This is a genomic window from Bradyrhizobium sp. HKCCYLRH3099, from assembly GCF_051167855.1.
Classification (GTDB): domain Bacteria; phylum Pseudomonadota; class Alphaproteobacteria; order Rhizobiales; family Xanthobacteraceae; genus Bradyrhizobium.
The window spans coordinates 77737-103289 of record NZ_JBNPTW010000019.1 but is presented as its reverse complement, the minus strand read 5'-3'; the positions used below and the strand labels follow the sequence as shown (position 1 = coordinate 103289).

The following is a 25553-nucleotide window of genomic DNA, read 5'->3' as shown; positions in this document are numbered from 1 at the left end:
TTATTCGACGGCGTCTCACCCAACCTCTCCATCGTCATGGCCGGGCTTGACCCGGCCATCCATCGTTCGGGAAGGATGGATGCCCGGGTCGAGCCCGGGCATGACGAGCAACTGATACGCAGGCCACCTCACCTCTCAGCCACGTCACACGGGACCAAGCCCCTTACGCATCGAACATGATGACGCTGCGCAGCGTCTTGCCGGCCTTCATGTTGGCAAAGCCCTCGTTGATCTCGGACAGCTTCAGCTTGGCCGAGATCCAGTCCTCCAGATGCAGCTTGCCGCGCAGGTAGAACTCAACAAGCCTTGGCATGTCGACCCGAAAGTGGTTCGAGCCCATCGACGAGCCCTGGATGCGGCGCTCGCGCAGGAAGTCGAAGCCGTGCAGCTCGATCTTCTGGCCAAACGGGATCATGCCGACGATGGTCGCGGTGCCGCCCGGCGCCAGCATCGCGAAGGCCTGCTCCGCGGTCTCCTTGCGTCCGAGCACCTCGAAGGCGTGATGCACGCCGCCCTTGGTGAGTTCGCGCACCTGCGCCACGACGTCGCCATCGGCCGGATTGATGATGTCGGTGGCGCCGAGCTTCGTCGCGAGTTGCAGCTTGGCCGGGTTGGTATCGATGGCGATGATGCGTCCGGCGCCGGCGATCTCCGCGCCGTTGATCGCCGCCATGCCGACGCCGCCGCAACCGATCACCGCGACGGTTTCGCCGGCCGTTACCCGCGCGGTGTTGACGACCGCGCCATAGCCGGTGATCACACCGCAGCCGATCAGCGCCGCAAGCTCGAGCGGCATGTCCTGGCGGATTTTCACGATCGCGTTCTCGTGCACCAGCATCTGCTCGGCGAAGGACGACAGATTGAGGAACTGGTGCAGCTTCTCACTTCGCCCCCACGACAGCCGGTTGGAGGCGCCCGGCAGCATCTTCACCGTGGTGTCGGTGCACAGCACCGGCCGGCCCCTCGTGCAGTTGTCGCAGGTGCCGCAGAACACCGACAGGCAGGTGACCACATGATCGCCGGGCTTCACATAGGTGACGTCGGAGCCGACCTGTTCGACGATCCCTGCCGATTCATGACCGAGCACGGCCGGCAGCGGATGCGGATAGAGCCCTTCGATAAAGTGCAGATCGGAATGACAGAGGCCGGCCACGCTCGTGCGGATCAACACCTCGCGCGGGCCCGGCTTGGGCACGCTGATGTTCTCGATGACGAGCGGCTTGTTGACCTCCATCAGCACGGCGGCTTTCATTGACGTTCTCCCTGTTGTTTTCTTTTGCTACTCATCTGTTTCGACGCACTCGCCGCGCTCCCTCTCCCCGTCCTTCACGGGGAGAGGGTTGGGGTGAGGGGCAGCCGCACGAGTGGTGCAAATTAGTAAGACCTGTACCCCCTCACCCGGATTGCATCTGGCGATGCAATCCGACCTCTCCCCGCCCTAGCGAAGCTTCGCTTCGCCCTGGCGGGGCGAGGTAAGAACCGCGCCCGGGGCAACCACCTTGCTCATCACGACCATCCGACTGAAAGCAGCCTACGCCGTAGCTATCAGTTCGCCAACCTCCGCCATGGTCGCATCGTGCTCACCGAGCAGCAGCGTTGCAATCGTATCATCCGTCTTATTTTCCGCGAGCCGGAAGGGATCCGACGACGTCAGCCGGTGATCAACAACCAACTTCGCCAGCAACAGCCGGCGTGCATCGCCACGCATCGCGTGGATGCGCGCGCTTTCCCAGGTGAGGGAGACGGCGCTCGCCGTGTGATACAGCAGGCTGGTCGCGCGGCGCGACTCCGCTTCGTTGTCAGCACGACCTGCCACCTCACGGGCAAAGCCGACCGCGCGACCGACAAGGCGATGCAGCTGATCGCGCCAAGCCTGCGGCACGGCGGCGCTGTCGTCGAGCCGCGCATGCAGATCGGCTGCCAGCGCCGCCTCCGCACCATGACGGCCGACCGCGCGCTTCAGTGCATCGAGCGCGACGATATTGCCGGTGCCCTCCCAGATCGAGCCGAGATGCGCATCACGCAACAGCCTGGAGGTGGCGAACTCTTCGACATAGCCGATGCCGCCGCGCATCTCCAATGCGTCGCCGCAGACCTTGCGGGCATCGCGGGTCGCGCGGAATTTCAAGGTCGGCGTCAGGATGCGCAAGAGCGCAGCGGCATCCTGGCTGCCGCCCTCGGCACGGTCGAGCGCATAGGCGGTGAGGAAGCTCATCGACAGCGCCTGCTCGGTCGGGAGCAATATCTTCAATAGTTGACGACGGCCGAGCGGCAGGTCGACGATCCGCTGTCCGAACACGACGCGATTGCGCGCGACCGTGATCGCGTCATGCCAGGCGCGCCGCATCAGCGCCGTCGACTTGACGCCGTTGGACAGCCGCGAGGAGTTGACCATCTCGGCCATCTGCACGAAGCCGCGGTCGAGCCGGCCGACCGCGTAGGCGATCGCGCCCTCCAGCTTGATCTCACCCGACGCCATCGATCGGGTGCCGAGCTTCTCCTTCAAACGGACAATCCGGTAGTGGTTCTGGCTGCCGTCGTCGAGGAAGCGCGGCATCAGGAAAAGGCCGACGCCGCGCGTGCCGGGCTCGGCGCCTTCGGGCCGCGCCAGCAGCATCACCACTTTCGCATCGGCGTTGGAGCAGAACCATTTCTCGCCATGCAGCCGCCAGTGATCGCCCTCAGGCACGGCGACGGTCGTGAGCGTGCCGACATCGGAGCCGCCCTCCTTCTCGGTCATGAACTGGCCGCCCTGGGTCAGCTTGCGCATGTCGGTCTGCGTCAGGCCGTCGAGATATCTGGCCTTGAGCGCCTCGCTGCCGAAGCTCGAAAGCAGCTTGGCGCAGCCGTCGGTGACGTTGATCGGACAGCCGAGACCGAACTCCGCCTGATTGAACAGGAAGGTGAAGGCGTGCTTGGCGGCGACAGGATATTTGCTCGGCCAGCCGAGAATGCCCTTGCGGATCGACATCGCGTGAATGCCGAATTCGCCGAAGGCGGCGCGCTCCAGCTCGCGATAGGCCGGATGATATTCGATCCACTGCACGTCGCGGCCGAAGCGGTCGCGCTGATGCAGCACGGGCCCATGGCGGTCGGCGAGCCTGGCACATTCGTCGAGATAGCCGCCGGCAAGCTCGCCGAGCCGATCGAGATGCGGCACCAGGTGACGAAACAGTGCGTCGGGCAGGTGAATGCGCAGGAGGTCCGCAAGCGCGGGATCGGCGCGATAGAAGTTCAGCCCGGTGGTATCGGGCGCCAGCAGCTCCGGCCTCTTCCCGCCCGTCATGACGTCGTCGCGCTTCAGGAACTGGTGCATGAGCGTTAAGCCCTCGTTCGTTTTCTCAAGTCTCTGATGGACTCTTCAGGTTGCATCTGATCGGGTACACCAGTCCCACGCCCGCAGGTTCGAGGGAGCCGGTCCATGACCAATCAGCCGACGGATGTTTATCGCATCTTCGGGGCGGAGATGTCGCCCTATTCGGTCAAGGTGCGATCGTATCTGCGTTACAAGGGCATTCCGCATCAGTGGATATTGCGCAGCGCGGAAACCGAGGCGGAGTTCACCCGCCACGCCAAGCTGCCGCTCGTGCCGCTGGTGGTCGCGCCCGACGAGGTGCCGCTGCAGGATTCGACGCCGATCATCGACGCGCTCGAGCTCGATTTTCCCGAACCCTCGGTCCACCCCGGCGACGTGCTGACCAGTTTCATCTCCGCTCTCATTGAGGAGTTCGGCGACGAGTGGGGTAACAAATGGATGTTCCACTATCGCTGGGCCGGCGATCTCGACCAGCGCGCCTCGGCCGGGCGCATCGCCCGCATGGTCGCGCCGAAGGCCGCCGATGCCGACGTCGCGCGGCTCGCCGACAAGATCCGCGCGCGCATGGTCGCGCGCCTCGCCTATGTCGGATCGAACGAGGCCAACGCGCCGCAGATCGAGCAGGGCTTCGTCGAGATGCTCGATCTCCTGGAACGTCATCTCGCGCTGAGGCCCTATCTGTTCGGCGCCAGGCCGGCCTATGGAGATTTCGGCCTGTGGGGCCAGTTCTACGAACTCTGGACCGACCCGACCGCCGGTGCCCTGATCGAAGGTCGCGCGCCGCATGTGCTGGCCTGGATCCAGCGCATGCTGTGGCCGCGCGCGGAAGGAGAGTTCGAGCTGTGGCCGGAATTGTCGCTCACCTTGATGCCGATCCTGACACGCCAGGTCGGCGGTCTGTTCATGCCGTGGTCGCTCGCGAACGAGAAGGCGATCAAGGACAGCCGCGATACGTTCAGCGTCGAGCTCGGCGATGTCGTGTGGACGCAGAAGCCGCAAAAATATCACGCGCGATCGCTGGCGATGCTGCGCTCGAAATACGCTTTCCTGCACGACCGCAGCCGGCTGGACGTCGTGCTGGAAGAGATCGGCTGCCTCGCAGCCCTACAGACCGCCGCGGCCTGAGCTGCGGCAAAATTGTGGGAATGAGTGGTGGGAAGTTGGCTCTCGCCGCACTAGCTTGAGCACAGCGGCCGCGTGGCCACGCCCCCTTCAAGGACATGCCCATGGACATCCCTGCCTACAAGATCGCCCTGATCGTCGGTGCCGGCGAAGGGCTCTCCGCCTCGCTGGCGCGGCTGTTCGCGCGCGAGAAGATCCGCGTCGCGCTGGCCGCGCGCAAGACCGAGAAGCTCGGCGCGCTGTGCAGCGAAACCGGCGCGCGCGCCTATCCCTGTGATGCGACCAATCCAGAAGAGGTCGAGCGGCTGTTCGGCCTCGTCTCGCGCGAAATCGGCGAGCCCGATCTCGTCGTCTACAATGCCAGCGCCCGGGCGCGCGGCCCGCTCACCGACCTCGTGCCGGCCGAGGTGCAGGAATCGATCGCCGTCAGCGCCTTCGGCGGCTTCCTGGTGGCGCAGCAGGCGGCGCAGCGCATGCTGCCGAACAAGCACGGCGCCATCCTGTTCACCGGCGCCTCGGCCAGCGTGAAGGGCTATGCGCAGTCGGCACCATTCGCGATGGGCAAGTTCGCGCTGCGCGGCCTCGCCCAGAGCATGGCCCGCGAACTGTCGCCGCAGGGCATCCACGTCGCGCATTTCGTCATCGACGGCGGCATCAAGAGCGCCGCACGGCAGGAGCCGGCCGAGCGCCCGGATTCGATGCTCGACCCCGACGCGATCGCGGCAAGCTATTGGAGCGTGCTGCAGCAGCCGCGCAGCGCGTGGAGCTGGGAGATGGAGCTGCGGCCGTGGGTGGAGACGTTCTGAGTACGCTTGAACATCTGACAACGAAGCAGACTGCACGTGAATGCGCCCTCTCCCCTTGTGTGAGAGGGCAAGTTTGGCCCGTCCACAAGCGCGGTCGGGTGAGGGGTCTCTCTCGGCAAACAACGCTCGTGGATAGAAACCCCTCACCCGAGCGAGTTTGCAGCACCTTCCTACATGCCCTTTCCCACAAGGGGAGAGGACGCAATCATTGGCATCGCGATCGATCCCCGTGCGTCGTACGTTCTTGCGAGTTTGGCCGCAGCGCTGGAGAGCTGATGACTGTCATTTCATCAAGTCAAGCAAGGCGACATGCACGTGGCTGGCACTTACGCCCTTCTCGAACCGCACCAAAGTCCAATCATCCGCGTGCGGCTGGATCGTGAAGCCGGCTTTCCTGGCCAGCGCGATCATCACATCGTTGGTCCGCAGCGCGTCGCCTGACAGCGTGACCCCGCCGAGAGCGGCTGCGCGGCGCTCAAGATCCGCGATCAGCGCCGGGCCGATGCCGTGACCCTGCCAGCGGTCATGCACCGACAGGCCGAATTCCACGCGACCCGTGCTGCGATCCAGAGCATAGCGCGCCTCGGCGACGATGCTCTCGACACCGTCGTGCTCCATCACACCGAACAGGCTGTAGCGATCATTGCGGCCGAGCGCGACGAAATCGTCGAGCACGGCCTTGGGCAGTTCGCTGAGCGCGCCAAGAAAGCGCTTATTCCGCGAGCGCGGGCTCAACGACCGTACGTAGTCCTGCAGCGCCTCGGCATCGCCGGGCGTCACGAAACGCAGCCGCACCTCCTCGCCACGCCGTGTGGTGATGACGTCGGACGCGGACGCGAATGCAGCGATGGCGGGCGTCGACATGGCGGGCTCCGGCGAGAGAGTTGCCGGCGCCCTCCTTTGCGGAGCGGCGCCGGCGGGGCGGGATGAGTGAGGGGCTCAACCCCGCCAGAACGGCTTGTCGATCTCGGCGGCGATGTCGCTGCGGGACAGGCCGAGATCGTGCAGGTCACGCTCCGACCATTGCGCCAGCTCGTGCCTTGTGCGGTAGCGGAAGCGCCAGGCGGCGAGCAGCTCGGCCACCCCGGACCAGAAGCCCGGACCATGATGTTTCGTCATTGACGAGGAGACGTAAAGGGACATGAAAGCCTCCTGAAAAGCAGTGAGGCTGCACTATCGAAGGCTTGCTCTTCATCTACAAACGACATTTACTACCGTTTCGGATGAAATAAGCTCATGTTATTGGGAGGCCCTGGATGACCCGGCTGCCGTCGCTGAATGGATTGCGGGCATTCGAGGCTGCGGCGCGGCATCTCAGCTTCACCCGCGCGGCCTCCGAGTTGAACGTGACGCAGACCGCAATCAGCCATCAGATCAAGCGCTTGGAGGACGAACTCGGCATTCGCCTGTTCGTCCGCCAGAACCGCAGCCTCGCGCTGACACCGCAGGCGCGCGACTACCTTCCGCTGGTCCGCGCCGCCTTCGACGATCTCCGGCTGGCGACAGAGCGGCTGGTGCGCAAGGACAATGCGAAGGTGCTGACGGTCTCGACCATCGCCTCGCTGGCCGCCAAATGGCTGCTGCCACGGCTGACCACCTTTCAGGAGGCCCATCCGACGATCGATGTGCGCATCACGACCTCGACCAGCCTGGTCGACTTCCGCAAGGACGATGTCGACGCCGCCATCCGCTATGGCCGCGGCCATTGGCCGGGCGTGCGCGCGGAATGGCTGATGGCGGACGAGCTGTTTCCGGTGTGCAGCCCGACACTGCTGCAGGGACCGAAGCCGCTGCGCTGCCCCGAAGACCTCGCGCATCACACCCTGCTGCAGGCGAGCGGCGGCTATGACGATGATTGGCGGCTGTGGCTCACTGCCGCGGGCCTGCCGGTCGAGATGTCCCGGCAGAGCCGGCTGAGTTTCGACCTGTCGCTGATGACCGTCCAGGCCGCGATCGACGGCCTTGGCGTCGCGATCGGCCGCACGGCCTATGTCCAGGACGACATCGCCAAGGGGCGCCTGGTGGTCCCGTTCAAGATGACGCTGCCGAGCGACGCCGGCTTTTACTTGGTCACGCCCGAGGGCCGCACCGATCCGCCGAAGCTGAAGGCGTTCCGGCAGTGGTTGAAGGGTGCGGCGCAGCAGAACCGCGCGGCAGAGCCGTCACTGCGTTAAGGAATCGACGGAAAATCGATTGGCCGAGGGCCGCCTGGCGTGGCAGATTGCCGCACCTCATCCCCTCGGCCGGCGCAGACGTCCCTCCGCACGAGCCATTCGACGGTAGGAGCTTCTAAGCGTGTCATCCACCTCTGCCACCCCGCCCGCCACCATCCAGTCGCGGGTCGGCGCGATCCTGCGCGCCACCAGCGGCAATTTCCTCGAGCAGTTCGACTTCTTCCTGTTCGGGTTCTATGCGGCCGCGATCGGCAAGGCGTTCTTTCCGTCGACCGACGAGACGGCTTCGCTCCTGAACACCTTCGGCGTGTTCTGGCTCGGCGCGTTGATGCGCCCGGTCGGCGCGATCGTGCTCGGCGCCTATATCGACAAGATCGGCCGCCGCCAGGGTCTGATCGTGACGCTGGGCATCATGGCTGCCGGCACCGTCGTCATCGCCTTCTGTCCGACCTACGAAACCATCGGCATCGCCGCGCCCATCATCGTGCTGCTCGGCCGGCTGCTGCAGGGATTCTCCGCCGGTGTCGAGCTCGGCGGCGTCTCGGTGTATCTGTCGGAGATCGCCACGCCCGGCAATCGCGGCTTCTACACCTCGTTCCAGTCGTCGAGCCAGCAGGTCGCGATCTTCGTCGCCTCGATCCTCGGTTTTCTCCTCAGCGAGACCATGCCCGCGGCGACCGTGACCGCGTGGGGCTGGCGCATCCCGTTCTTCGTCGGCTGCCTCATCATCCCGCTGATCTTCTTCCTGCGCCGCACGCTCGAGGAGACCCCGGCTTTCCTCGCGATGAAGAAGCATCCCACCGCCCGCGAGGTGTTCGCCTCAGCGCTCGCCAATTGGCGCATCGTCCTGCTCGGCATGATGATCGCGATCCTGACCACGACGACGTTCTACTTCGTCACGGTCTACACCCCCACCTTCGGCAAGACCGTTCTGAAGCTGTCGACGGCGGATGCCCTGCTGGTGACACTGCTGGTCGCCGTGACCAACTTCATCTGGAACCCGGTTGGTGGCGCGCTGTCCGACAGGATCGGCCGCAAGCCGGTGCTGGTCGCGATTGCGGTACTCTCGCTGCTCACGGCCTATCCTGCCCTGCATTGGCTGGTGTCTGCGCCGAGCTTCGGCAAGATGCTCGCGGTCGAAATGATGTTCTCGTTCTATTTCGGCATGTACAGCGGTACCATGCTGGGCGCGCTGGTCGAGATCGTGCCGGCGCATGTCCGCACCACCTGCTTCTCGCTGGCCTTCGCACTCGCCGCAGCGCTGTTCGGAACCTTCACGCCGTTCGCCGCGACCTGGCTGATCGAGAAGACCGGCGACAAGGCCTCGCCGGGCTACTGGCTGATACTCGCCGCCGTGCTCGGCATCATCGCCGCGCTGACCGTCTATCGCGGCGGCCAGCAGGCGGTTGCGGCGCGCGAGCCGGTCACGGCCTGACCGGGTTGTCTGTTCACGCCAAGGGCGGCATCATCGGATGCCGCCCTTTTTGTTTGCGGCGGAAGCCGAGGCGAGGTCTGTGATGGATGAACTGATCGTGGTTGCCGAGCAGGTCGCGAAGCGGCTGATCGCGCGCAAGCAGACCATCGCGGTGGCGGAGTCCTCCGCCGGCGGGCTGATCGCGGCCGCACTGCTTGCGGTGCCCGGCGCGTCGGCCTACTTCCTCGGCGGCGCCGTGGTCTATACGCGCGATGCCCGCCGCGTGCTGATGGACATTCCGGACGAGGCGATGAAGGGCATCCGCTCGGCATCCGAGCCGTATGCCGAGATGCTGGCGCGGCAGATCCGGACACGCTTTGCGACCGATTGGGGATTGTCGGAGACCGGAGCGGCCGGCCCGACCGGCAATCGCTACGGCGATGCGGCGGGACATGCGTGTTTTGCAGTGTCCGGGCCTGCGTCCGCTGTGGTCACGCTGGAGAGCGGCAGCAGCGACCGGGCCGCCAACATGCAGCTGTTCGCGAAAAGTGCGCTGCAGCTGTTGTTGACGAAGCTCGCCGAATAGCCCCGCTGTCGTCCCGGACAAGCCCGGTGACGCGAAGCGTCGGCGGGCGCCGATCCGGGACCCATACGCCGCAGCAGAAGTGAGGCGCGACGCTGGAGGTCACGAGCATCTCGCGCCACAACGGGGTCCTGTGGCTATGGATCCCGGCGTTCGCCGGGATGACACTGAATGTGTGGCGCCGGATGTGGCCCAGTGAACAGCCGCAGCCCTCACTTCTCCCGGAACGCTCGCATCAGCTGGTCGTGCAGCGGCTTCATCAGGTACGAGATGACGGTGCGGTCGCCGGTCTGCACGAAGGCCTCGACCGGCATGCCCGGGATCAGCTTGACGTCGCCGAGCCGGGCGATCTCCTCCGGCGGCATCGAGACGCGGATGGTGTAGTAGCTCTGGCCGGTGCGCTGGTCGGTGGTGACGTCGGGCGAGACGCGGCTGACGACGCCGTTCAGCTCCGGCGTGGTGCGCTGGTTGAAGGCGGACAGACGCAGCAGGGTCTTCTGGCCGACCTGAAGCTTGTCGATGTCCTGCGGATTGACCTTGGCCTCGACCTGCAGATCATCGCTCTGCGGCACGATCAGCATGATGGTGTCGCCCGCGGTGATGACGCCACCGACGGTGTGGACCGAGGACTGCAGCACCATGCCGTCCTGCGGCGCGCGGATGTCGACGCGGCGAAGCTGGTCCTCGGCGGTGACCTTGCGCTCGACGAACTCGCCGATCTTGTCGGTGGTCTCGCGCAGGTCCTTGGAGACCTCGCTGACCATGTCCTTGTCGATCTGGATGATCTGCAGCTCGGTCTCGCTGATCTTGCCCTTGGCCTGGGCGCGGGCGGCGATGTATTGCGCGCGCTCGCCATTGAGGCGGGCCGTGTCGCGCTCCAGGCTGGTCAGGCGCGACAGCTGCACCAGGTGCTGCTCGTAGAGCTGGCGCACGCCATCGAGCTCCTTCTGCACCAGCGCGATCTCCTGGTCCTTGGCGGCGACCTGCGCCGACAGCCCCTCGATCTCCTCGCTCAGCTGGGCGACGCGCTCGCGGAGCTGGGCCTTCTGGCCGATGCGGCCGTTGACGCGCACCTCGAACAGCTTGGTCTCGCTTGCGGTCAGGCTCTTGACGTCGGGATCGCTCATCCGCTGCAGGATCTGCGGCGGGAACAGGATCTTGGCCCAGCCGCGCTGCTCGGCCTCGAGCCGCGCGGCGCGCGCCTGCAGCGCATCCAGATTCTTGGTGACGATGGCGAGCGACGCCTTGGTCACGGTGTCGTCGAGCCTGACGACGATGTCGCCGGACTTGACCACGTCGCCGTCGCGCGCGCGGAGCTCGCCGACCACGCCGCCGGTCGGATGCTGCACCTTCTTGACGTTGGATTCGACCACGATCTGGCCGGGGGCGATCAGCGCGCCGGAAATCTCCTGCGTGGCCGCCCAGCCGCCCATTCCGCCGGCGACGGCAATGACGACGCCCATGCCGACCAGGAGGTGACGGCGGATCGACTCGCGCACACTCGCCGGCTTGCGCAGGCCTGGAATGGGGCCGGTGATCACCTGGCTGCTCATGACTTCGTCACTCCCGCCTCGGACACGATCTTGATCGGCGCCGGCGGACGCGGCTGCAGCACCTGCGCCAGCACCGTCTCCTTCGGTCCGAACGCCTGGGCGCGGCCATCCTTCATGACCAGCACCTGATCGACCGCCTCGATGCCGATCGGCCGGTGCGCGACAACGACGACGATCGCGCCGCGCGCCCGCGCCGAGCGCACCGCGCGGGACAACGCCTCGTCGCCTTCGGTGTCGAGATTGGAGTTGGGTTCGTCCAGCACGATCAGGAACGGATTGCCATAGAGCGCGCGCGCAAGCGCCACGCGCTGCGCCTGGCCGGCGGACAGCGCTGTGCCCTGCTCGCCGATCTGGGTGTCATAGCCCTCGCGCATCTTGATGATCATGTCGTGCACGCCGGCCTCCTTTGCGGCGGCGATGATGCCGTCGGCGGAGGCCTGCGGATCGAAGCGACTGATGTTCTGCGCCACCGTGCCGGCGAACAGCTCGACATCCTGCGGCAGGTAGCCGACATGGCGGCCGAGCTCGTCCGAGGACCATTGATCGAGCGCCGCGCCATCGAGCCGGACATGGCCGCGCACCGGACGCCAGACGCCCACCAGCGCGCGCACCAGCGACGACTTGCCCGATGCGCTCGGGCCGATGATGCCCAAGCCGTTGCCCGCCGACAGCGCGAACGTCACGTCCTGGACGATCGCCTTGGTGTCGCCGGGCGCGACGATCGAGACACCCTCGACTGCGAGCTTGCTGACCGGCGGCTGCAGCAGCGTGGGCGCCACGCGCTGCGGCATGGTCTGCAGCAGCTGGTTGAGGCGATGCCAGCTCTGGCGTGCCGCGACAAAGCTCTTCCAGTGGGCGATCGCGAGATCGACCGGCGCCAGCGCCCGCGCGCTCAGGATCGAGCCGGCGATGATGATGCCGGCGGTCGCCTCCTGATGGATGACGAGATAGGCGCCGACCGCGAGCACCGCAGACTGCAGCATCATGCGCAGCACCTTGGCGATGGCGCCCAGACCGCCGGCGACATCGCTGGCGCGCTGGTTGCCGGCGAGATATTTCTCGTTGGTCTCGTTCCAGCGCTGCAGCATCCGCCCCGTCATGCCCATCGCGACCAGCACCTCGGCATTGCGGCGGCTGGTGGTGGCGAGATCGTTGCGGCGGGCGGCGAGGCCCATCGCTTCCTTGGCGGGCGTGCGGGTGAGGAACTCGGTGATCAGCGTCAAGGTCACCAGGATGATCGCGCCGACCAGCGCGGTGACGCCGAGCAGGACGTGGAACGCGAAGCAGATTGCCAGATACAGCGGCAGCCACGGCAGGTCGAAGAATGCGCCCGGCCCCTGGCTCGCCAGGAAGCTCCTGATGTTGTCGAGGTCGCGCAGCGGCTGCAGACCTTCGTTGCGGCCGCCGGCCGACAGCGGCAAGCGCACCACCGTGTCGAACACGCGCGCATTCAGGCTCTCGTCCAGCGCCGATCCGATGCGGCCGAGGATCCGGCTGCGGATCATGTCCAGCGCGCCCTGGGCGATGTAGAGACCGGCGGCGATGATGATGAGGCCGATCAGGGTCGGCACCGAGCGGCTCGGCAGCACCCGGTCATAGACCTCCAGCATGAAGATCGAGCCGGTGAGATACAGCAGGTTGATGATGCAGCTCATCAGCCCGACGCCGATGAAGGCGCTGCGGCAACCGCGCAAGGCATCGCTCAGCTCGGATTGCCTCACGTGAGGTGCGGCCGCCATCACCACCATCTCTTTCGATCAAATGAGCTGCGTGGCCGCCGATCAAAACCAGAAACGGGCGGCAACCAAGGCAAAATATACTGATTCCTCAGGCGAGCGTCCAACGACGCTCAATTCAGCGTAAACGGGCGATATCTCCGATAGGTCTTGCGGCGCTGCGCAAACGTTCAGCGTCGTCGATGCGCGGCCTCAGAGACGTCCGCCGGTGCGCACCAGCCGGACCACCAGCAGCAGGATGATGGCGCCGAGCGCCGAATAAACGATCTCGGAAACCAGGCCCGTCCCGAGGCGGATGCCGAGCCGCGGGAAGATCAGGCTGGCGACGAGCGCGCCGAGCACACCGATCACGATGTCGCCGATGAGACCGAAGCCGGTGCCGCGCACGATCTTGCCGGCCAGCCAGCCCGCGATCAGGCCGACGAACAGGATGACCAGAATACCTTCGTTCGATACGTGCATGGCGTGTCCTCGACGTGGCTCGGACAAGCGGTCCGGCGGCGGCACCTTAGCGAGGCGGCTGCGGCGCTTCGACACGCGATGCATGGTTCCCGCGTGCGACCAGCTTGTTTCGCGCGAACCGTTACGTCGCCGCCACACTTGCCGGGGCTTCGGCGAGGACGCAGCGCGCCAGCCGCTGCGGCCCGAGCTGAACGTTCGGCGGCAGCGCCTCCGAGCAGCGCGGCTGGGCGTGGCTGCAGCGGGGCGCGAACGAGCAGCTCTGCGGCGCCTGGTCGAGTGACGGCGGCGTGCCGGGGATGGTCTGCAGCCGCTCGCCGCGCTTGGCGCCATGGACGGTCGACGCCAGCAGGCCGCGCGCATAGGGATGGACGGGCTGGCGCACGATGTCGCGCAAGGATCCCTGCTCCACGATCTGGCCGGCATACATCACCGCGACCCGGTCGCAGATCTCGATGGCGACGCCGATATCGTGGGTGACGAAGATGACGGACATGCCGAACTCACGCTGCAGTTCGCGCAGCAGCAGCAGGATCTGGATCTGCACGGTGGCATCGAGCGCGGTGGTCGGCTCGTCGGCGAGCAGAACCTTCGGTCGGCAGGCCAGCGCGAGCGCGATCATCGCGCGCTGCCGCATGCCGCCGGACATCTCGTGCGGATAGGACTCCAGCCGGCGCTTGGCCGAGGGGATGCGGACGACATCGAGCATCTCCAGCGCCCGCGCCATACCCTCCGCGTAGCTCTTGCCTTCGTGGCGCATCACCGTCTCGGCGATCTGCCGGCCGATTGTGTAGACCGGATCGAGCGCCAGCCCCGGCTCCTGAAAGATCATCGACACCGTGCGGCCGCGAAACTGCGACAGCTCCTCGTCGCTCATGGCGAGGACGTCGCGGCCCATCACATGGACCTGTCCTGAGATCTGCGAACGCTTCTTCGGCAACAACCGCATCAGGGCGCGCATGGTGACGCTCTTGCCGGAGCCGGATTCGCCGAGCAGGCCCAGCACCTCGCCGTCGCCGAGCGACAGGCTGACATCGTTCACCGCATGCACCGTGCGCTCGCCGGTGAAGCGGATGGTGAGGTTATTGATCTCGACGAGGTTGGTCATTGGAAGCTATCTCACCTGGCCGTCAGGAGCGCCGTCCCCCATTGGGACGCAAACTGCCACCCTCCCCTGGAGGGGGAGGGTCGGCTCGCATGCAGCGCAGCGGAATGCGAGACGGGGTGGGGTGACGGCCCCTTCATGAACTCGCTTCGTGAAGGAGAGACTGTCACCCCACCCCGATTGCGCATTGCATGCGCAATCGACCCTCCCCCTCCAGCGGAGGGTGAGAGCGTCGAACAGGATGTACGGGTCCCCATCATGGCAGCGTCGGCACCCGGGCGTGGAAGTCGGTGGCGCGCTGGAAGGCGGCGCCGATCGTGAGGATCGTGGCTTCGTCGAAGGAGCGACCGATCAGCTGCATGCCGACCGGCAGCCCCGTCGACGTGAAGCCCGTTGGAATCGCGAGCGACGGCAGGCCGAGGTAGTTGACCGGCCGCGTGAAGCGGGTGATGCGCTGGATCACGGCCTCCGCGCCCGGCGCGCCACCGACATCGCTGTCAGCGATCGAGGGCGTCACCAGCGGCGAGACGGGGGCGATCACGGCATCCACGCCCGAGGTCGCCGCAACATGCGCGGCCAGCGCCGCGCCGCGCCAGCGCAGCGCTTCGAGATAGGCCACGCCGGAGACGGCCAGCGCATTCTGCAACCGCATCAGCACCTGCGGGCCATAGTCCTGCGGCCGCTCGATCATCCAGCGCTTGTGGAACGCGGCCGCCTCGACCGCGAGCACGAGCTGGCAGGCGGCGGTGAGCTGGCGCTGGTCGGGCAGCTCGACCTGCACGACATCGGCGCCCTCGGTCTTCAGCACCGCGATCGTCGCATCGAGGCAGCCCGCGACCTCGGGATCGAGGTCGTCGACATAGAACGCCTTGGGCACGCCGATCTTGAGGCCCTTCATCGAGGCTTGGGTGGCCGCGACATAGTCCTGCACCGGCGCGGCGCTGGCGGTCGGATCCTCCGGATCCGGGCCGGCCATCAGGCCAAGCAGCAGCGCGCAATCCTCCGCCGTCTGCGCCAGCGGCCCGACTGTGTCGAGCGACTGCGACAGCGGCATCGCGCCGGCGCGGCTGACCCGGCCCCAGGTGACCTTCAGGCCGGTGACGCCGCAAAAATTCGCGGGCATGCGGATCGAGCCGCCAGTGTCCGAGCCGAGCGCGGCGAAGGTCAGGCGCGCACCGACCGCCGAGCCCGAACCGGACGACGAGCCGCCGGTGACGTAGCCGAGCTTCCAGGGATTGTGCACCGGACCGTAATGCGCGTTGTGGCCGGTCGGGCCGTACGCGAACTCCGCCATCTGCAAGGTGCCGAGCCGGATCGCACCGGCATCCTTCAGCCGCTGCACCGCAGTCGAGGTGGTGGTCGCGACAAAGTCGCGGCGGATCAGCGAACCGCAGGTCGAGACGTAACCGGCCTCGTAATACATGTCCTTGTGGGCGAGCGGCACGCCGTGCAGCGGTCCCTTCGGACCATCCTTCTCGAGCGCAGCGTCCGCCTCGGCGGCGGCCTTCAGCGCCGGTTCGGACTCGATCGCCATGAAGGCGTTCAGCTTCGGCTGCCACTGCGCGATACGATGCAGGACGGAGCGCGTCACCTCGACGGAGGACAGCTTCTTCTCGGCGATCGCCTTGGCGACCGCGGTCAACGTCATCAGAGCGGGTTCGGTGCTCATCGGCCCACCTTCAGCGTCTGTGCCACGACGTAGCTCGCCGGTTCCAGATCGAACGGCAGCGTCCCGGCGACGGCGGCGAAGCCGTCAAAGGCCGGTCCGATCGACTCGGCGATGCGGGTCGCGACCTCCTTGTCGACCGGCAGGCCGGAGGCCTCCGCGATGGCATGGACTTGCTGGGGCGTGGGTCTGGTCATCTGCGCGTCTCGCTTCTGGTGTCCGTCAGGCCGGTGCACGGCTGTGTCCCGAGCCTGGGATCGCCATGTGGCAGGCGGCCTGATGGCCCATTGTATCCAGCTCCGTCAGTTTTGGCGCGGCATTCGCGCATAGCGCCTCGGCGAACGGGCAGCGGGTGTGGAAGCGGCAGCCGGCGGGCGGGTCGATCGGATTGGGCGGATCGCCGGACAGCGGCGGCGTCTCGGTGCGCCGGTCCGGATCGGAGGACGGCATCGCCGCGAGCAGCGCGCGCGTATAGGGATGCGCCGGCTTGGCCCAGACCTGCTCGACCGGACCAAGCTCGACCACCTCGCCGAGATACATCACCAGCACACGGTCGGAGATGTAGTTGATGACGTTGAGGTCGTGGCTGATGAACAGATAGGTCAGGCCGAACTCGCGCTTGAGGTCCATCAGCAGGTTCAGCACCTGCGCCTCGACCGATTTGTCGAGCGCGGAGACGGCCTCGTCGAGAATGACGAGGCGCGGCGAGAGAGCGAGCGCGCGGGCGATGTTGACGCGCTGGCGCTGGCCGCCGGAGATCTCGTGCGGATAGCGGTTGGCGAAGGTTTCCGGGCGCAGGCCGACCTTGCCGAGCAACTCGCGCGCGAGCGCGCGGGCCGCGCCGTCGGCCATGCCATGCACCTTCGGCCCGAACGCGATCGACTCCTCGATCGTCAGCCGCGGATTGAGCGAGGCATAGGAGTCCTGGAACACCATCTGCATGCCGCGCCGGAGTTCGCGCAGGGAGATCTCATGCCCGACCTGACGTCCGTCGAAGATGATCTCGCCGGCATCGCGGTCCATCAGGTGCATCAGCAGCCGCGCCGTCGTCGACTTGCCGCAACCGGACTCACCGACGATGCCGACCGTCTCGCCCTTGCCGATGTTGAACGAGACATCATCCACCGCCCGCACCGTCTTGCGCGCCCCGAACAACACGCCGCGCACGGGGAAGTGCTTGGTCAGTCCGTCGACGCGCAACAACGGCTGCGCCTTGCCGCCAAGGTCTTCGATCGGCGCGAGACCGGTCACGGTTGCTGCTTCGCTCATGATGCACCCGAACTTACGCGACAGAGACGGTACGCTCCCTCTCCCCGTTCTTCACGGGGAGAGGGTTGGGGTGAGGGGCAGCCGCACGGGAAGTACCTCAAGTGAGACCTGTACCCCCTCACCCGGATTGCATCTGTCGATGCAATCCGACCTCTCCCCGCAAGCGGGGCGAGGTGCACTGCCGATGCCGCGCGATTGTCGCTCCAAATCAGCATGATCACCATCAGCTCCGGATATCCATCGCGCTGCGCAGGCCGTCGCTCAGCAGATTGAAGCAGATCGACACAGCGAAGATCATCACACCGGGTAGCGCCGCCACCCAGGGATTGACGTAAATCGCCGTGCGCAGAGTGTTCAGCATCAGGCCCCATTCCGGCTCCGGCGGCTTGGTGCCGAGGCCGAGGAAGGACAGACCGGCGGCGAGGATCATCGACACCGAGATCAGGCCAGTCGCATAAACAAAGATCGGCCCGAGCACGTTACCCAGCATGTGCGCCCGCATGATCGTGAAGGCGTTCGCACCCGACGCCCGCGCGGCCTCGACGAAATCGCGATTGCGCACGCCCGTGGTGACGCTCTCCGCGACGCGCGTGATCTGCGGCACGAACACGATGGTCAGCGAGACAATCGAGTTGGTGATGCCCGCTCCGAGCGCACCGGAGATCGCGATCGCCAGCAGCACCGAGGGGAAGGCGTAGAACACGTCGATGGTGCGCATGATCATCGTGTTGACCCAGCCGCCGACATAGCCGGCGACGAGGCCGAGCATGGTGCCGATGCCGAAGGCCAGGATCACCGGCGAAATGCCGATCAGGAGCGACAGCCGGCCGCCATAGATCAGCCGCGCCAGCATGTCGCGGCCAAGCTCGTCGGTGCCGAGCGGATAGTTCGGCGTGCCGATGTGGCGCAGGCGGCGGATCATCGAGCCCTGATAGGGATCGGCGAGATGCAGATAGGGCGCGAGCAAGGCGGAGAGAAAGATCAGCAGCAGGATCGCGACGCAGACCATGCTGACCTTGTCCCGGACGATGCGGCGGCCGACGGTGGCCCAATAGCCGCGCGCGTTGGCCATTGGCGCGGCCTGCAGGGACGGGTCGTTGACCGCGCTCGGGGAACTCACGTTCATCGCTAGCCCCGCTTGATGCGCGGATCGATCGCGGCCTGCGCGATGTCGACCACGAGGTTGAGGATGACGAAGAACATCGCCAGCACCAGGATCGTGCCCTGCAGCAGCGGCAAATCGCGCTGGAAGATCGCCGAGTTCAACAGCAGGCCCGATCCGGGCCAGGAGAACACCGTCTCGATCAGGATCGAACCGCCCAGCATGTAGCCGAGCTGCAGACCCATCACCGCGAGCGCGGTCGGCGCGGCGTTCTTCAGCACGTGGCGGAACACCTGGGTTTCGCGCAAGCCCTTCGCGCGCAGTGCCTCGACGAAGTCCTGGCTCAGGATGTCGCCGGTCAGCGCGCGCACGGTGCGCGTGATGATGCCCATCGGAATGACGGAGGTGGTGATCGCCGGCAGGATCAGGAAGCGGATATGCGCCCAGTCCCATGACCACGCGCCGGAGCCGGATGGACCGGCGCCGACAGCCGGCAGCCAGTTCAGCTCGACCGAGAAGATGATCACCAGCACCATGCCGAGCCAATAATGTGGCACGGACACGCCGGCGATCGCGATCGAGGTCGCGACCTTGTCGATCCAGGTGTCGCGGAAGTAGCCGGCGACGAGGCCGAAGAACAGGCCGAGCGAGAAGCCGATGATGGCGGCGGCGATCGCGAGCGTCACGGTGTTCGAGACGGCGCGCAGGACCTCGGCGAGCACCGGGCGGCCGGTCGCGATCGAGCTGCCGAGATCGCCATTGATCGCACGCCACAGCCACAGGCCGAACTGCACCGGCAGCGGCTTGTCGAAGCCGTAGGCGGTGCGCAGTTGCTGCGCCAATTCCTGTGAGGCGTCAGCCGGCAGCACCGCGACGAGGGGATCACCGGGCGTGATGTGAACGAGCATGAAGCAGACGAGCGCAACACCGATGATGATCGGGATCGCATAGACCATCCGCCTGGCAGCATAAGAGAGCACGAGTCACCTTCGGTTGACTCTCCACCGCTGCAGAGAGTCGCGAGAAACAAGCGTCACGAAGAAAGCTCCCCTCCCCCACGCCGCAATCGCGAAGCGATTATCGGCAGCGGGGAGGGGTCGGGGGTGGGGGTCCCCACGAAGACTGCCGCCGGGGTACCCCCCTCCCCACCCCTCCCCCGCAAGGGGGGAGGGAGCGCAGCGGGGCAAGCGGCGAGATCAGCCTGCGAACGTGGACGAATACTCCACCACGCCAACAACTACTCCACCGAGATCGGCGAGAAGTCGATGAACCAGCTCTTCGGCTGCACCACGCCCTTGACCCTCGGGCTCATCGCGCGCGGGCCGACGTCGTGGGCGACGTAGAGGAACGCCGCGTCGTCGACGGAGGCCGCATGCAACTCGGCCAGCGCCTTGTCGCGCTCGGTCGGATCGAAGGTCTGGCGCGCCTTTTTCACCAGCTCATCGAACTTCGGGTTGTTGATGAAGCCCCAATTATTCGACACCGGCGGCGCCATCGACGACTGCAGGAAGCGCACCAGCGCGAAGAACGGGTCCATCGCCGCATAAGTCACGTTGGTGGCGTTGGCGCCGTTGGCCGAGGCATCCTTGGCGCCGCGGCGCCAGTTGGTGAACAGCGTGTTCCACTCGATGACGTCGAGCTTGACGTCGAAATAGCACTCCGCCAGCGCCTGCTGCAGATACTCGTTCATCGGCAGCGGCTGCATCTGGCCCGAGCCCGACGCCGAAGTCTGCGTCTTCACCTCGAGCTTCTTGTTCGGGCCGTAGCCGGCCTCCTGCATCAGCTTCTGCGCGGCCGCCTTGTCGTACTTGATCTCGAAGGTCACGTTGCCGCGCCAGGGATGGCCCTTCTCAAAGGTGCCGCTCGCCGGCACCATCAGGCCGGCCAGCAGACCGTCACGCAGGCCCTCGCGATCGATGCACAGATTGGCCGCCTTGCGGACGCGGATGTCGTTCCACGGCGAGCCTTCGATACGCGAGAACTGCCACGGCCAGACATGCGGCTGCTCATTGGCGTAGAGCTTGAAGCCGCGCTGCTTGATCTCCGGCAGCGCATCCGGCGCCGGCGCTTCGACCCAATCGACCTGGCCGGACAGCAGCGCCGCGGTGCGCGCATTCGCTTCTGGCATGGGCAACAGGATCATCTTGTCGGTCTTTGGGACGCGCGCCTTGTCCCAATAGGCCTCGTTCTTGACGAGCTCCAGCCGCTCGCGCGGCGTGAACTTCGCCATCTTCCACGGGCCTGTGCCCGCGGCGTCCTTGGCGAACGCCGCCCACGCGGCTTGCGACTTCGCCTTGTCATCGGCGCCGGTGGCGGACTCATAGAGTTTCTGCCACTTCGCCGGGCTCGCCATGAACAGGTTGGTGAGGTTGATCGGCAGGAAGCTGTCCGGCTCCTTGGTCGTCAGCTCGACCGTGAGATCATCGATCTTGCGCGCAGAGGCGAGCGTCGGCATGCGAGAGGCGGTGACGCCGACCTGGCTCGGATCGAACTGCGGTGCGTCCTGCTTCAGCACCTTCTCGACGTTCCACACCACGGCGTCGGCATTGAACGGCGAACCGTCATGGAAGGTCACGCCGGGACGCAGCTTGAAGGTCCACTTGGTCTTGTCGGCGTCGTCCACCTTCCACTCGGTGGCAAGGCCGGGAATGACGACGCTCGGCTTGTCCGCGGACGACAGGTCCCACATCGTCAGCGCGTCGTACATCGTGAGGCCGGTGAAGCGGTTGCCCTCAAAACCCTGGTCGGGCTGGCCGAGCGTGCGCGGAATATCGGCGGCAGTCATGCCGATGCGCAGCACCGACTCCGCGCCGGCCTGCGCCGGCAGCATGAGGATGGCGGCGCTCGTCATCATCGCGGTCGCAACGGCCGCGCGCTTTTTCAGTGAGGTCGCAAGACGCAAAAGCACGATGGATATCTCCGATCAGCTGGCTAATTTCTGGGCAGCATTATGCAACGCCTATGCCAGCGGTGCTCCCAAGCGCCCGCCTGCGACGCGTGGTCACAACCGTTTGTGCTCAAACGATCCCGCCGGAGGGCTTGGCACCCGTATTGCAGGTTTGGCGCGTCGAATTTGATCCGGTTTTTACGGAGCTTCACACTGATGCGTATGAAATTGTCCTTGCTGGCGACTGCGCTTGCGCTCGGCATCTCTACTATGGCCGCGCATGCTGAAACGGTTCTGCGCTACGGCATCTCGATGGCCGACATCCCGCTGACGACCGGCCAGCCCGATCGCGGCGCCGGCGCCTATCAGTTTACCGGATACACGATCTACGATCCGCTGGTCGCGTGGGACATGAGCGTCGCCGACAAGGCGGGCAAGCTGATCCCGGGCCTTGCCACCGAGTGGAAGGTCGACGACGCCGACAAGACCAAATGGCGCTTCACCCTGCGCAAGGGCGTCAAGTTCCACGACGGCAGCGACTTCAATGCCGATGCGGTGATCTGGAATCTGGACAAGGTGCTCAACGATAAGGCACCACAGTTCGACAAGCGGCAGAGCGCGCAGGTCAAGACACGGCTTCCGTCGGTGGCGAGCTACGCCAAGATCGACGACTCCACGGTCGAGATCACGACGAAGACCGTCGACTCCTTCTTCCCCTATCAGATGCTGTGGTTCCTGATTTCGAGCCCGGCGCAATATGAGAAGCTCGGCAAGGACTGGGACAAGTTCGCCAGCCAGCCGTCAGGCACCGGCCCGTTCAAGCTGACCAAGCTGGTGCCGCGCGAGTTCGCGGAACTGACAAAGAATTCCGAATACTGGAACAAGGACCGGCTGCCCAAAACCGACAAGCTGGTGCTGGTGCCGATGCCGGAGGCGCTGACCCGCACCAACGCGCTGCTCGCCGGCCAGGTCGACCTGATCGAGACGCCGGCGCCGGACGCGGTGCCGCAGCTCAAGGCCGCCGGCATGAAGCTCGTCGACAACGTCACGCCGCATGTCTGGAACTATCATCTCAGCGTGCTGCCGGGCTCGCCCTGGACCGACATCCGGCTGCGCAAGGCGCTCAACCTCGCGATCAACCGCGACGAGGTCGTCGGGCTGATGAACGGTCTCGCCAAGCCGGCGAAGGGCCAGGTCGACCCGTCGAGTCCCTGGTTCGGCAAGCCGAGCTTCGAACTGAGATATGATCTCGCCGCCGCCAAGAAGCTGGTCGAGGAAGCCGGCTACTCTCCCGCCAAGCCGCTGAAGACCACCTTCATCATCGCACAGGGCGGCACCGGCCAGATGCTGTCGCTGCCAATGAACGAATACCTGCAGCAGAGCTTCAAGGAAATCGGCATCAACATCGAGTTCAAGGTGGTCGAGCTCGAGACGCTCTACACGCATTGGCGCAAGGGCGCGGCTGACGAGATGAACGCCGGCATCACCGCCAACAACATCGCCTACGTCACGTCAGATCCGCTCTACGCCATCGTCCGCTTCTTCGCCTCCGACCAGATCGCGCCTGTGGGCGTCAACTGGGGCGGCTATAAGAATCCGAAGGTCGATGCGCTGATCGCCGAGGCCAAGCAGACGTTCGATCCGGCGAAGCAGGATGAGTTGATCGCGCAGGCGCATGCACAGGTCGTGGATGATGCCGTGCTGGTGTGGGTCGTGCACGACACCAACCCTCACGCGCTGTCGCCGAAGGTGAAGAAGTTCGTCCAGGCCCAACACTGGTTCCAGGACCTGACGACGATCGGGGCGGAGTAACGAGCTGTCGTCCCAGCCTCGCGGCGAAGCGGCTGTCAGATAACGCGCCCTCTCCTCTCCCCTTGTGGGAGAGGGCATGTGCGGCCCATCCGCGAATGCGGTTGGGTGAGGGGTCTCTTTCAACGGGGCGCAACTCGCGGAGAGAACCCCCTCACCCAACCGAGCTCGCCGAGCCGTCCTACACCCCCTCTCCCACAAGGGGAGAGGGCGCATTCATAAGCACTGCACTCATCGCCCGGCAACCGCACCCTGAAGGGGGTAATTCATCGTTGCTAGGGGTTTAGTTAGCACTACTTCGATGTCAGCGCGTGAGCGCCGTTCCAGTCCTCTGGCGGCGGATTCTGCCGATAGGCGCGGATGCGCTCTTCGTAGAGATCGAACAGTTTCGCCAGCTCCTTCGCCTCGTCCTTCTTGCGCCCTCGCGCGATCGCCGCCAGCGCTTCCTCCCAGTCGCGGCTGCGATAGGCGGCGAGCATCTCGATGGTCAGGTTGCGCAGCAGCTGGAAGCGCTCGGAATGCATCACGTCTTCGCGGCCGGTGATCGCATAAATCACCTCCGGCTCGCTCTTGCCCTTCACCATGATGAAATCGAGCTCGAGGATCGCGAGCCTGTCCTTCACCTCCATCGCGGTCGCCGCGCCGACGATGATCGGGAAGCCATACTCCTTGGTCTGGCCTTCCAGCCGTGAGGCGAGGTTGACGCTGTCGCCGAGCGCCGAATAGTTGAACTTCAGGTCGGAGCCCATGTTGCCGACGACGCCGATGCCGGTGTTGAGACCGATGCCGACCTTAAGCGGAATGTAGACGTGGCCGCCATGCGCGGCTTCGTCCTCACGCTCGCCATTGACCCGATCGATCCGATCGAGCATGTCGAGCGCCGCCTCGCAGGCATTGAGCTGATGGTCCTTGTCGGCCAGCGGCGCGTTCCAGAACGCCATGATGGCGTCGCCCATGTATTTGTCGACATAGCCCTTGCGGGCGATGATGGCGTTGGTGAGCGGCGTGAGGAAGCGGTTCATCAGCTGGGTCAGGCCCTGCGGATCGTGCTTGTAGCTCTCCGAGATCGAGGTGAAGCCGCGCACGTCGGAGAACATCACCGTGATCTCGCGCTCCTCGCCGCCGAGCTTGGGCGGCGAGTCAGCCAGTTGCTCGACCAGGACCGGCGACAGGTATTGTCCGAACACCGAGCGCATCTGCCGCCGCTGCTCCTGCTCGCGCACGAAGTTCGCAAAGATGAGCGTCAGATAGACCGCCGTCGTCGAGAGCATCGGATAGGTGAAGTCGATCAGGATTCGCTGCTGGGTGTAGAAGTACCAGGAGACGCCCAGCAGCGCGCTCGCAAACAGCCCTCCCACCGCCACCAGCGTGATCGCGCCCAGCCGCGGTGCGAACAGAATGACGAGCAGTCCGAGCACCACGGCGCCGCCGAACTCGACCGCGATGCCCCAATACGGCCGTGTCAGGATCGATCCGGTCAGGACAGACTCCAGCACCTGGGCGTGCACCTCCACGCCAGGCATGGCTGGGTCGACAGGCGTAGTCTTGATGTCGTTCAGGCCGATCGCGGATGGCCCGATCAGGACCAGCTTCTTGGCGATCTTCTCCGGCGCGACCCGCCCCTCGAGCACATCGATGGCGGACACGTAGATCGACGGATCATGCTTGGCATAGTGGACCCAGATTTTGCCGTTGCCGTCGGTCGGGATCTGAAAGCCGCGCAAGCCAAGGCTGACGATGCCGCCTTCCGCGGTCTTGATCAGCACTGTGTCGGACGCCGTGACAACCCGCAACATCTCGAAGCTGAGCGCGAGCATCGTCACGTCCTGCGCCCGCATGATCATGGGCACCCGGCGGATGATGCCGTCGCGCTCCGGCGGGATCGTGAACAGCCCTCGCCCCGCCGCCGCATGCTCGATCACCGGGACGTTGCGCAGCAGGCCCGGAAACGGCTGCATGAACGGGATCGGATCGTCGCCGAGCATCGCGAACCCCGTCACTGGCAACGTCATGTCGAGATCAGCGCGCGGCTCCGGGCTGCCGGTCTCGCCGAGCACGATGCGCGACCTGCGCAGCGCGTCGGCCAGCACCTGATCGTTCGACGGCAGCGCCTTCAATCTCTCGCGTGTCGTCTCATCGAGATTGGGAAAAGTCTCGGCGGCGAGCGCGGGATTGAGCCGGTCGGGCTCGGCGAAGACCACGTCGAAGGCGATCACGAGCGCCCCCATGCGAGTCAATTGATCGATGATCTCAGCGATTCGCGTCCGGGGCCAAGGCCATTGCCCGAGCTTGGGATCGGACACGCTCTTCTCGTCGATATCGACGATCGTGACCGGCCGGATCGTCTTGGGGCGCGGGCTGAAGGCCTGGAAGCTATCGAAGGTGCGAAGCCGGAACTCCTGCACCGGCGGCGGATCGGCAACGCGTAGCGCCGCGAAGGCGACCAGCAGCAGCAGGCACATCACGCGCGCATAGCCGAACCGGCGCGCGAACCATCGGGGCACTGCCTTCAGTCGTTTCATGCCGCCATCACGCCAAGGCCGGACAACCGG

General features: G+C 65.8%; 22 protein-coding genes. 7 read left to right on the top strand and 15 right to left on the bottom strand.

Features of this window, described 5'->3' with window-relative positions; all coding sequences use genetic code 11:
* Nucleotides 1-163: 163 nt before the first annotated feature.
* Entirely contained in the window at nt 164-1252 is a 1089-nt protein-coding gene (locus ACQR1Y_RS28510) for a Zn-dependent alcohol dehydrogenase (RefSeq protein ID WP_434878970.1), read from the bottom strand.
* A 279-nt stretch (nt 1253-1531) separates the two neighbouring features.
* Nucleotides 1532-3316 carry an acyl-CoA dehydrogenase family protein gene (locus tag ACQR1Y_RS28505; protein ID WP_434878971.1) on the bottom strand — a complete coding sequence of 595 codons (1785 nt, stop codon included), beginning with the start codon at nt 3314-3316 and terminating at the stop codon, nt 1532-1534.
* A gap of 105 nt (nt 3317-3421) precedes the next feature.
* Between ACQR1Y_RS28505 and ACQR1Y_RS28500 the strand changes: the two genes are divergently transcribed.
* Nucleotides 3422-4441 carry a glutathione S-transferase family protein gene (locus ACQR1Y_RS28500; protein WP_434878972.1) on the top strand — a complete coding sequence of 340 codons (1020 nt, stop codon included), beginning with the start codon at nt 3422-3424 and terminating at the stop codon, nt 4439-4441.
* Nucleotides 4442-4542: 101 nt separating this feature from the next.
* A complete protein-coding gene (locus ACQR1Y_RS28495) occupies nt 4543-5244 on the top strand; it encodes an SDR family NAD(P)-dependent oxidoreductase (protein ID WP_434859632.1) in 702 nt (233 codons plus the stop codon).
* Nucleotides 5245-5526: 282 nt separating this feature from the next.
* On the opposite strand, the gene ACQR1Y_RS28490 is transcribed toward ACQR1Y_RS28495, so the two are convergent.
* Both ACQR1Y_RS28490 and ACQR1Y_RS28485 read right to left on the bottom strand, forming a co-directional pair.
* Complete coding sequence (locus ACQR1Y_RS28490; protein ID WP_434859631.1) at nt 5527-6108, bottom strand: GNAT family N-acetyltransferase; 582 nt, start codon at nt 6106-6108, stop codon at nt 5527-5529.
* A 75-nt stretch (nt 6109-6183) separates the two neighbouring features.
* Complete coding sequence (locus ACQR1Y_RS28485) at nt 6184-6387, bottom strand: DUF1127 domain-containing protein (RefSeq protein WP_434878974.1); 204 nt, start codon at nt 6385-6387, stop codon at nt 6184-6186.
* Nucleotides 6388-6500: 113 nt separating this feature from the next.
* Here ACQR1Y_RS28485 and ACQR1Y_RS28480 point away from each other — a divergent pair, with 113 nt between their 5' ends.
* The 3 genes from ACQR1Y_RS28480 to ACQR1Y_RS28470 all read left to right on the top strand — a co-directional run bounded on the left by ACQR1Y_RS28480 (nt 6501) and on the right by ACQR1Y_RS28470 (nt 9418).
* Nucleotides 6501-7418, top strand: coding sequence for a transcriptional regulator GcvA (locus ACQR1Y_RS28480; RefSeq protein WP_434859629.1), 918 nt, complete (start codon nt 6501-6503; stop codon nt 7416-7418).
* 121 nt (nt 7419-7539) lie between these two features.
* Nucleotides 7540-8853, top strand: coding sequence for an MFS transporter (locus ACQR1Y_RS28475; RefSeq protein ID WP_434878975.1), 1314 nt, complete (start codon nt 7540-7542; stop codon nt 8851-8853).
* 82 nt (nt 8854-8935) lie between these two features.
* Nucleotides 8936-9418, top strand: coding sequence for a CinA family protein (locus tag ACQR1Y_RS28470; protein ID WP_434878976.1), 483 nt, complete (start codon nt 8936-8938; stop codon nt 9416-9418).
* A gap of 209 nt (nt 9419-9627) precedes the next feature.
* Here the strand turns inward: ACQR1Y_RS28470 and ACQR1Y_RS28465 are convergent, their stop codons facing one another.
* The 10 genes from ACQR1Y_RS28465 to ACQR1Y_RS28420 form a co-directional block, all read right to left on the bottom strand.
* Nucleotides 9628-10968: an HlyD family type I secretion periplasmic adaptor subunit gene (locus ACQR1Y_RS28465; RefSeq protein ID WP_434859626.1), complete on the bottom strand. Its 1341-nt coding sequence runs from the start codon at nt 10966-10968 to the stop codon at nt 9628-9630.
* Nucleotides 10965-12707, bottom strand: coding sequence for a type I secretion system permease/ATPase (locus ACQR1Y_RS28460; RefSeq protein WP_434878977.1), 1743 nt, complete (start codon nt 12705-12707; stop codon nt 10965-10967). Before ACQR1Y_RS28460 ends, ACQR1Y_RS28465 begins: the two co-directional genes overlap by 4 nt.
* Before the next feature lie 189 nt (nt 12708-12896).
* Nucleotides 12897-13166 carry a GlsB/YeaQ/YmgE family stress response membrane protein gene (locus ACQR1Y_RS28455; RefSeq protein WP_009030922.1) on the bottom strand — a complete coding sequence of 90 codons (270 nt, stop codon included), beginning with the start codon at nt 13164-13166 and terminating at the stop codon, nt 12897-12899.
* A 121-nt stretch (nt 13167-13287) separates the two neighbouring features.
* Nucleotides 13288-14271, bottom strand: coding sequence for an ABC transporter ATP-binding protein (locus ACQR1Y_RS28450; protein WP_434878978.1), 984 nt, complete (start codon nt 14269-14271; stop codon nt 13288-13290).
* Between the two features lie 253 nt (nt 14272-14524).
* The gene (locus ACQR1Y_RS28445; RefSeq protein WP_434878979.1) at nt 14525-15937 is read right to left on the bottom strand and encodes an amidase; all 1413 of its coding nucleotides are present in this window, start codon (nt 15935-15937) and stop codon (nt 14525-14527) included.
* A complete protein-coding gene (locus ACQR1Y_RS28440) occupies nt 15934-16131 on the bottom strand; it encodes a hypothetical protein (RefSeq protein ID WP_434878980.1) in 198 nt (65 codons plus the stop codon). Before ACQR1Y_RS28440 ends, ACQR1Y_RS28445 begins: the two co-directional genes overlap by 4 nt.
* A 25-nt stretch (nt 16132-16156) precedes the next feature.
* Nucleotides 16157-17203 carry an ABC transporter ATP-binding protein gene (locus ACQR1Y_RS28435; protein WP_434878981.1) on the bottom strand — a complete coding sequence of 349 codons (1047 nt, stop codon included), beginning with the start codon at nt 17201-17203 and terminating at the stop codon, nt 16157-16159.
* A 223-nt stretch (nt 17204-17426) separates the two neighbouring features.
* Nucleotides 17427-18329 (bottom strand): ABC transporter permease, encoded by a 903-nt coding sequence (locus tag ACQR1Y_RS28430; protein ID WP_434878982.1) that lies wholly within the window; start codon nt 18327-18329, stop codon nt 17427-17429.
* 2 nt (nt 18330-18331) lie between these two features.
* Nucleotides 18332-19285 (bottom strand): ABC transporter permease, encoded by a 954-nt coding sequence (locus ACQR1Y_RS28425; RefSeq protein ID WP_434878983.1) that lies wholly within the window; start codon nt 19283-19285, stop codon nt 18332-18334.
* Nucleotides 19286-19542: 257 nt separating this feature from the next.
* The gene (locus ACQR1Y_RS28420; RefSeq protein WP_434878984.1) at nt 19543-21159 is read right to left on the bottom strand and encodes an ABC transporter substrate-binding protein; all 1617 of its coding nucleotides are present in this window, start codon (nt 21157-21159) and stop codon (nt 19543-19545) included.
* Between ACQR1Y_RS28420 and ACQR1Y_RS28415 the strand changes: the two genes are divergently transcribed.
* On the top strand, nt 21140-21382 hold the full coding sequence (locus ACQR1Y_RS28415) for a hypothetical protein (protein ID WP_434878985.1): 243 nt from the start codon (nt 21140-21142) through the stop codon (nt 21380-21382). The two genes, ACQR1Y_RS28420 and ACQR1Y_RS28415, sit on opposite strands and share 20 nt — an antisense overlap.
* A 26-nt stretch (nt 21383-21408) precedes the next feature.
* Nucleotides 21409-23004, top strand: coding sequence for an ABC transporter substrate-binding protein (locus ACQR1Y_RS28410; RefSeq protein ID WP_434878986.1), 1596 nt, complete (start codon nt 21409-21411; stop codon nt 23002-23004).
* A gap of 290 nt (nt 23005-23294) precedes the next feature.
* Here the strand turns inward: ACQR1Y_RS28410 and ACQR1Y_RS28405 are convergent, their stop codons facing one another.
* Nucleotides 23295-25523, bottom strand: a complete 2229-nt coding sequence (locus tag ACQR1Y_RS28405; RefSeq protein WP_434878987.1) for a CHASE2 domain-containing protein — start codon at nt 25521-25523, stop codon at nt 23295-23297.
* Nucleotides 25524-25553: the final 30 nt, after the last annotated feature.

Coding starts and splice junctions, on each gene's coding strand:
- ACQR1Y_RS28510 (WP_434878970.1), bottom strand. CDS start 1,252: ATGAAAGCCGCCGTGCTGATGGAGGTCAACAAGCCGCTCGTCATCGAG.
- ACQR1Y_RS28505 (WP_434878971.1), bottom strand. CDS start 3,316: ATGCACCAGTTCCTGAAGCGCGACGACGTCATGACGGGCGGGAAGAGG.
- ACQR1Y_RS28500 (WP_434878972.1), top strand. CDS start 3,422: ATGACCAATCAGCCGACGGATGTTTATCGCATCTTCGGGGCGGAGATG.
- ACQR1Y_RS28495 (WP_434859632.1), top strand. CDS start 4,543: ATGGACATCCCTGCCTACAAGATCGCCCTGATCGTCGGTGCCGGCGAA.
- ACQR1Y_RS28490 (WP_434859631.1), bottom strand. CDS start 6,108: ATGTCGACGCCCGCCATCGCTGCATTCGCGTCCGCGTCCGACGTCATC.
- ACQR1Y_RS28485 (WP_434878974.1), bottom strand. CDS start 6,387: ATGTCCCTTTACGTCTCCTCGTCAATGACGAAACATCATGGTCCGGGC.
- ACQR1Y_RS28480 (WP_434859629.1), top strand. CDS start 6,501: ATGACCCGGCTGCCGTCGCTGAATGGATTGCGGGCATTCGAGGCTGCG.
- ACQR1Y_RS28470 (WP_434878976.1), top strand. CDS start 8,936: ATGGATGAACTGATCGTGGTTGCCGAGCAGGTCGCGAAGCGGCTGATC.
- ACQR1Y_RS28465 (WP_434859626.1), bottom strand. CDS start 10,968: ATGAGCAGCCAGGTGATCACCGGCCCCATTCCAGGCCTGCGCAAGCCG.
- ACQR1Y_RS28460 (WP_434878977.1), bottom strand. CDS start 12,707: ATGGCGGCCGCACCTCACGTGAGGCAATCCGAGCTGAGCGATGCCTTG.
- ACQR1Y_RS28455 (WP_009030922.1), bottom strand. CDS start 13,166: ATGCACGTATCGAACGAAGGTATTCTGGTCATCCTGTTCGTCGGCCTG.
- ACQR1Y_RS28450 (WP_434878978.1), bottom strand. CDS start 14,271: ATGACCAACCTCGTCGAGATCAATAACCTCACCATCCGCTTCACCGGC.
- ACQR1Y_RS28445 (WP_434878979.1), bottom strand. CDS start 15,937: ATGAGCACCGAACCCGCTCTGATGACGTTGACCGCGGTCGCCAAGGCG.
- ACQR1Y_RS28440 (WP_434878980.1), bottom strand. CDS start 16,131: ATGACCAGACCCACGCCCCAGCAAGTCCATGCCATCGCGGAGGCCTCC.
- ACQR1Y_RS28435 (WP_434878981.1), bottom strand. CDS start 17,203: ATGAGCGAAGCAGCAACCGTGACCGGTCTCGCGCCGATCGAAGACCTT.
- ACQR1Y_RS28430 (WP_434878982.1), bottom strand. CDS start 18,329: ATGAACGTGAGTTCCCCGAGCGCGGTCAACGACCCGTCCCTGCAGGCC.
- ACQR1Y_RS28415 (WP_434878985.1), top strand. CDS start 21,140: ATGGCGGCGCTCGTCATCATCGCGGTCGCAACGGCCGCGCGCTTTTTC.
- ACQR1Y_RS28420 (WP_434878984.1), bottom strand. CDS start 21,159: ATGATGACGAGCGCCGCCATCCTCATGCTGCCGGCGCAGGCCGGCGCG.
- ACQR1Y_RS28410 (WP_434878986.1), top strand. CDS start 21,409: ATGCGTATGAAATTGTCCTTGCTGGCGACTGCGCTTGCGCTCGGCATC.
- ACQR1Y_RS28405 (WP_434878987.1), bottom strand. CDS start 25,523: ATGAAACGACTGAAGGCAGTGCCCCGATGGTTCGCGCGCCGGTTCGGC.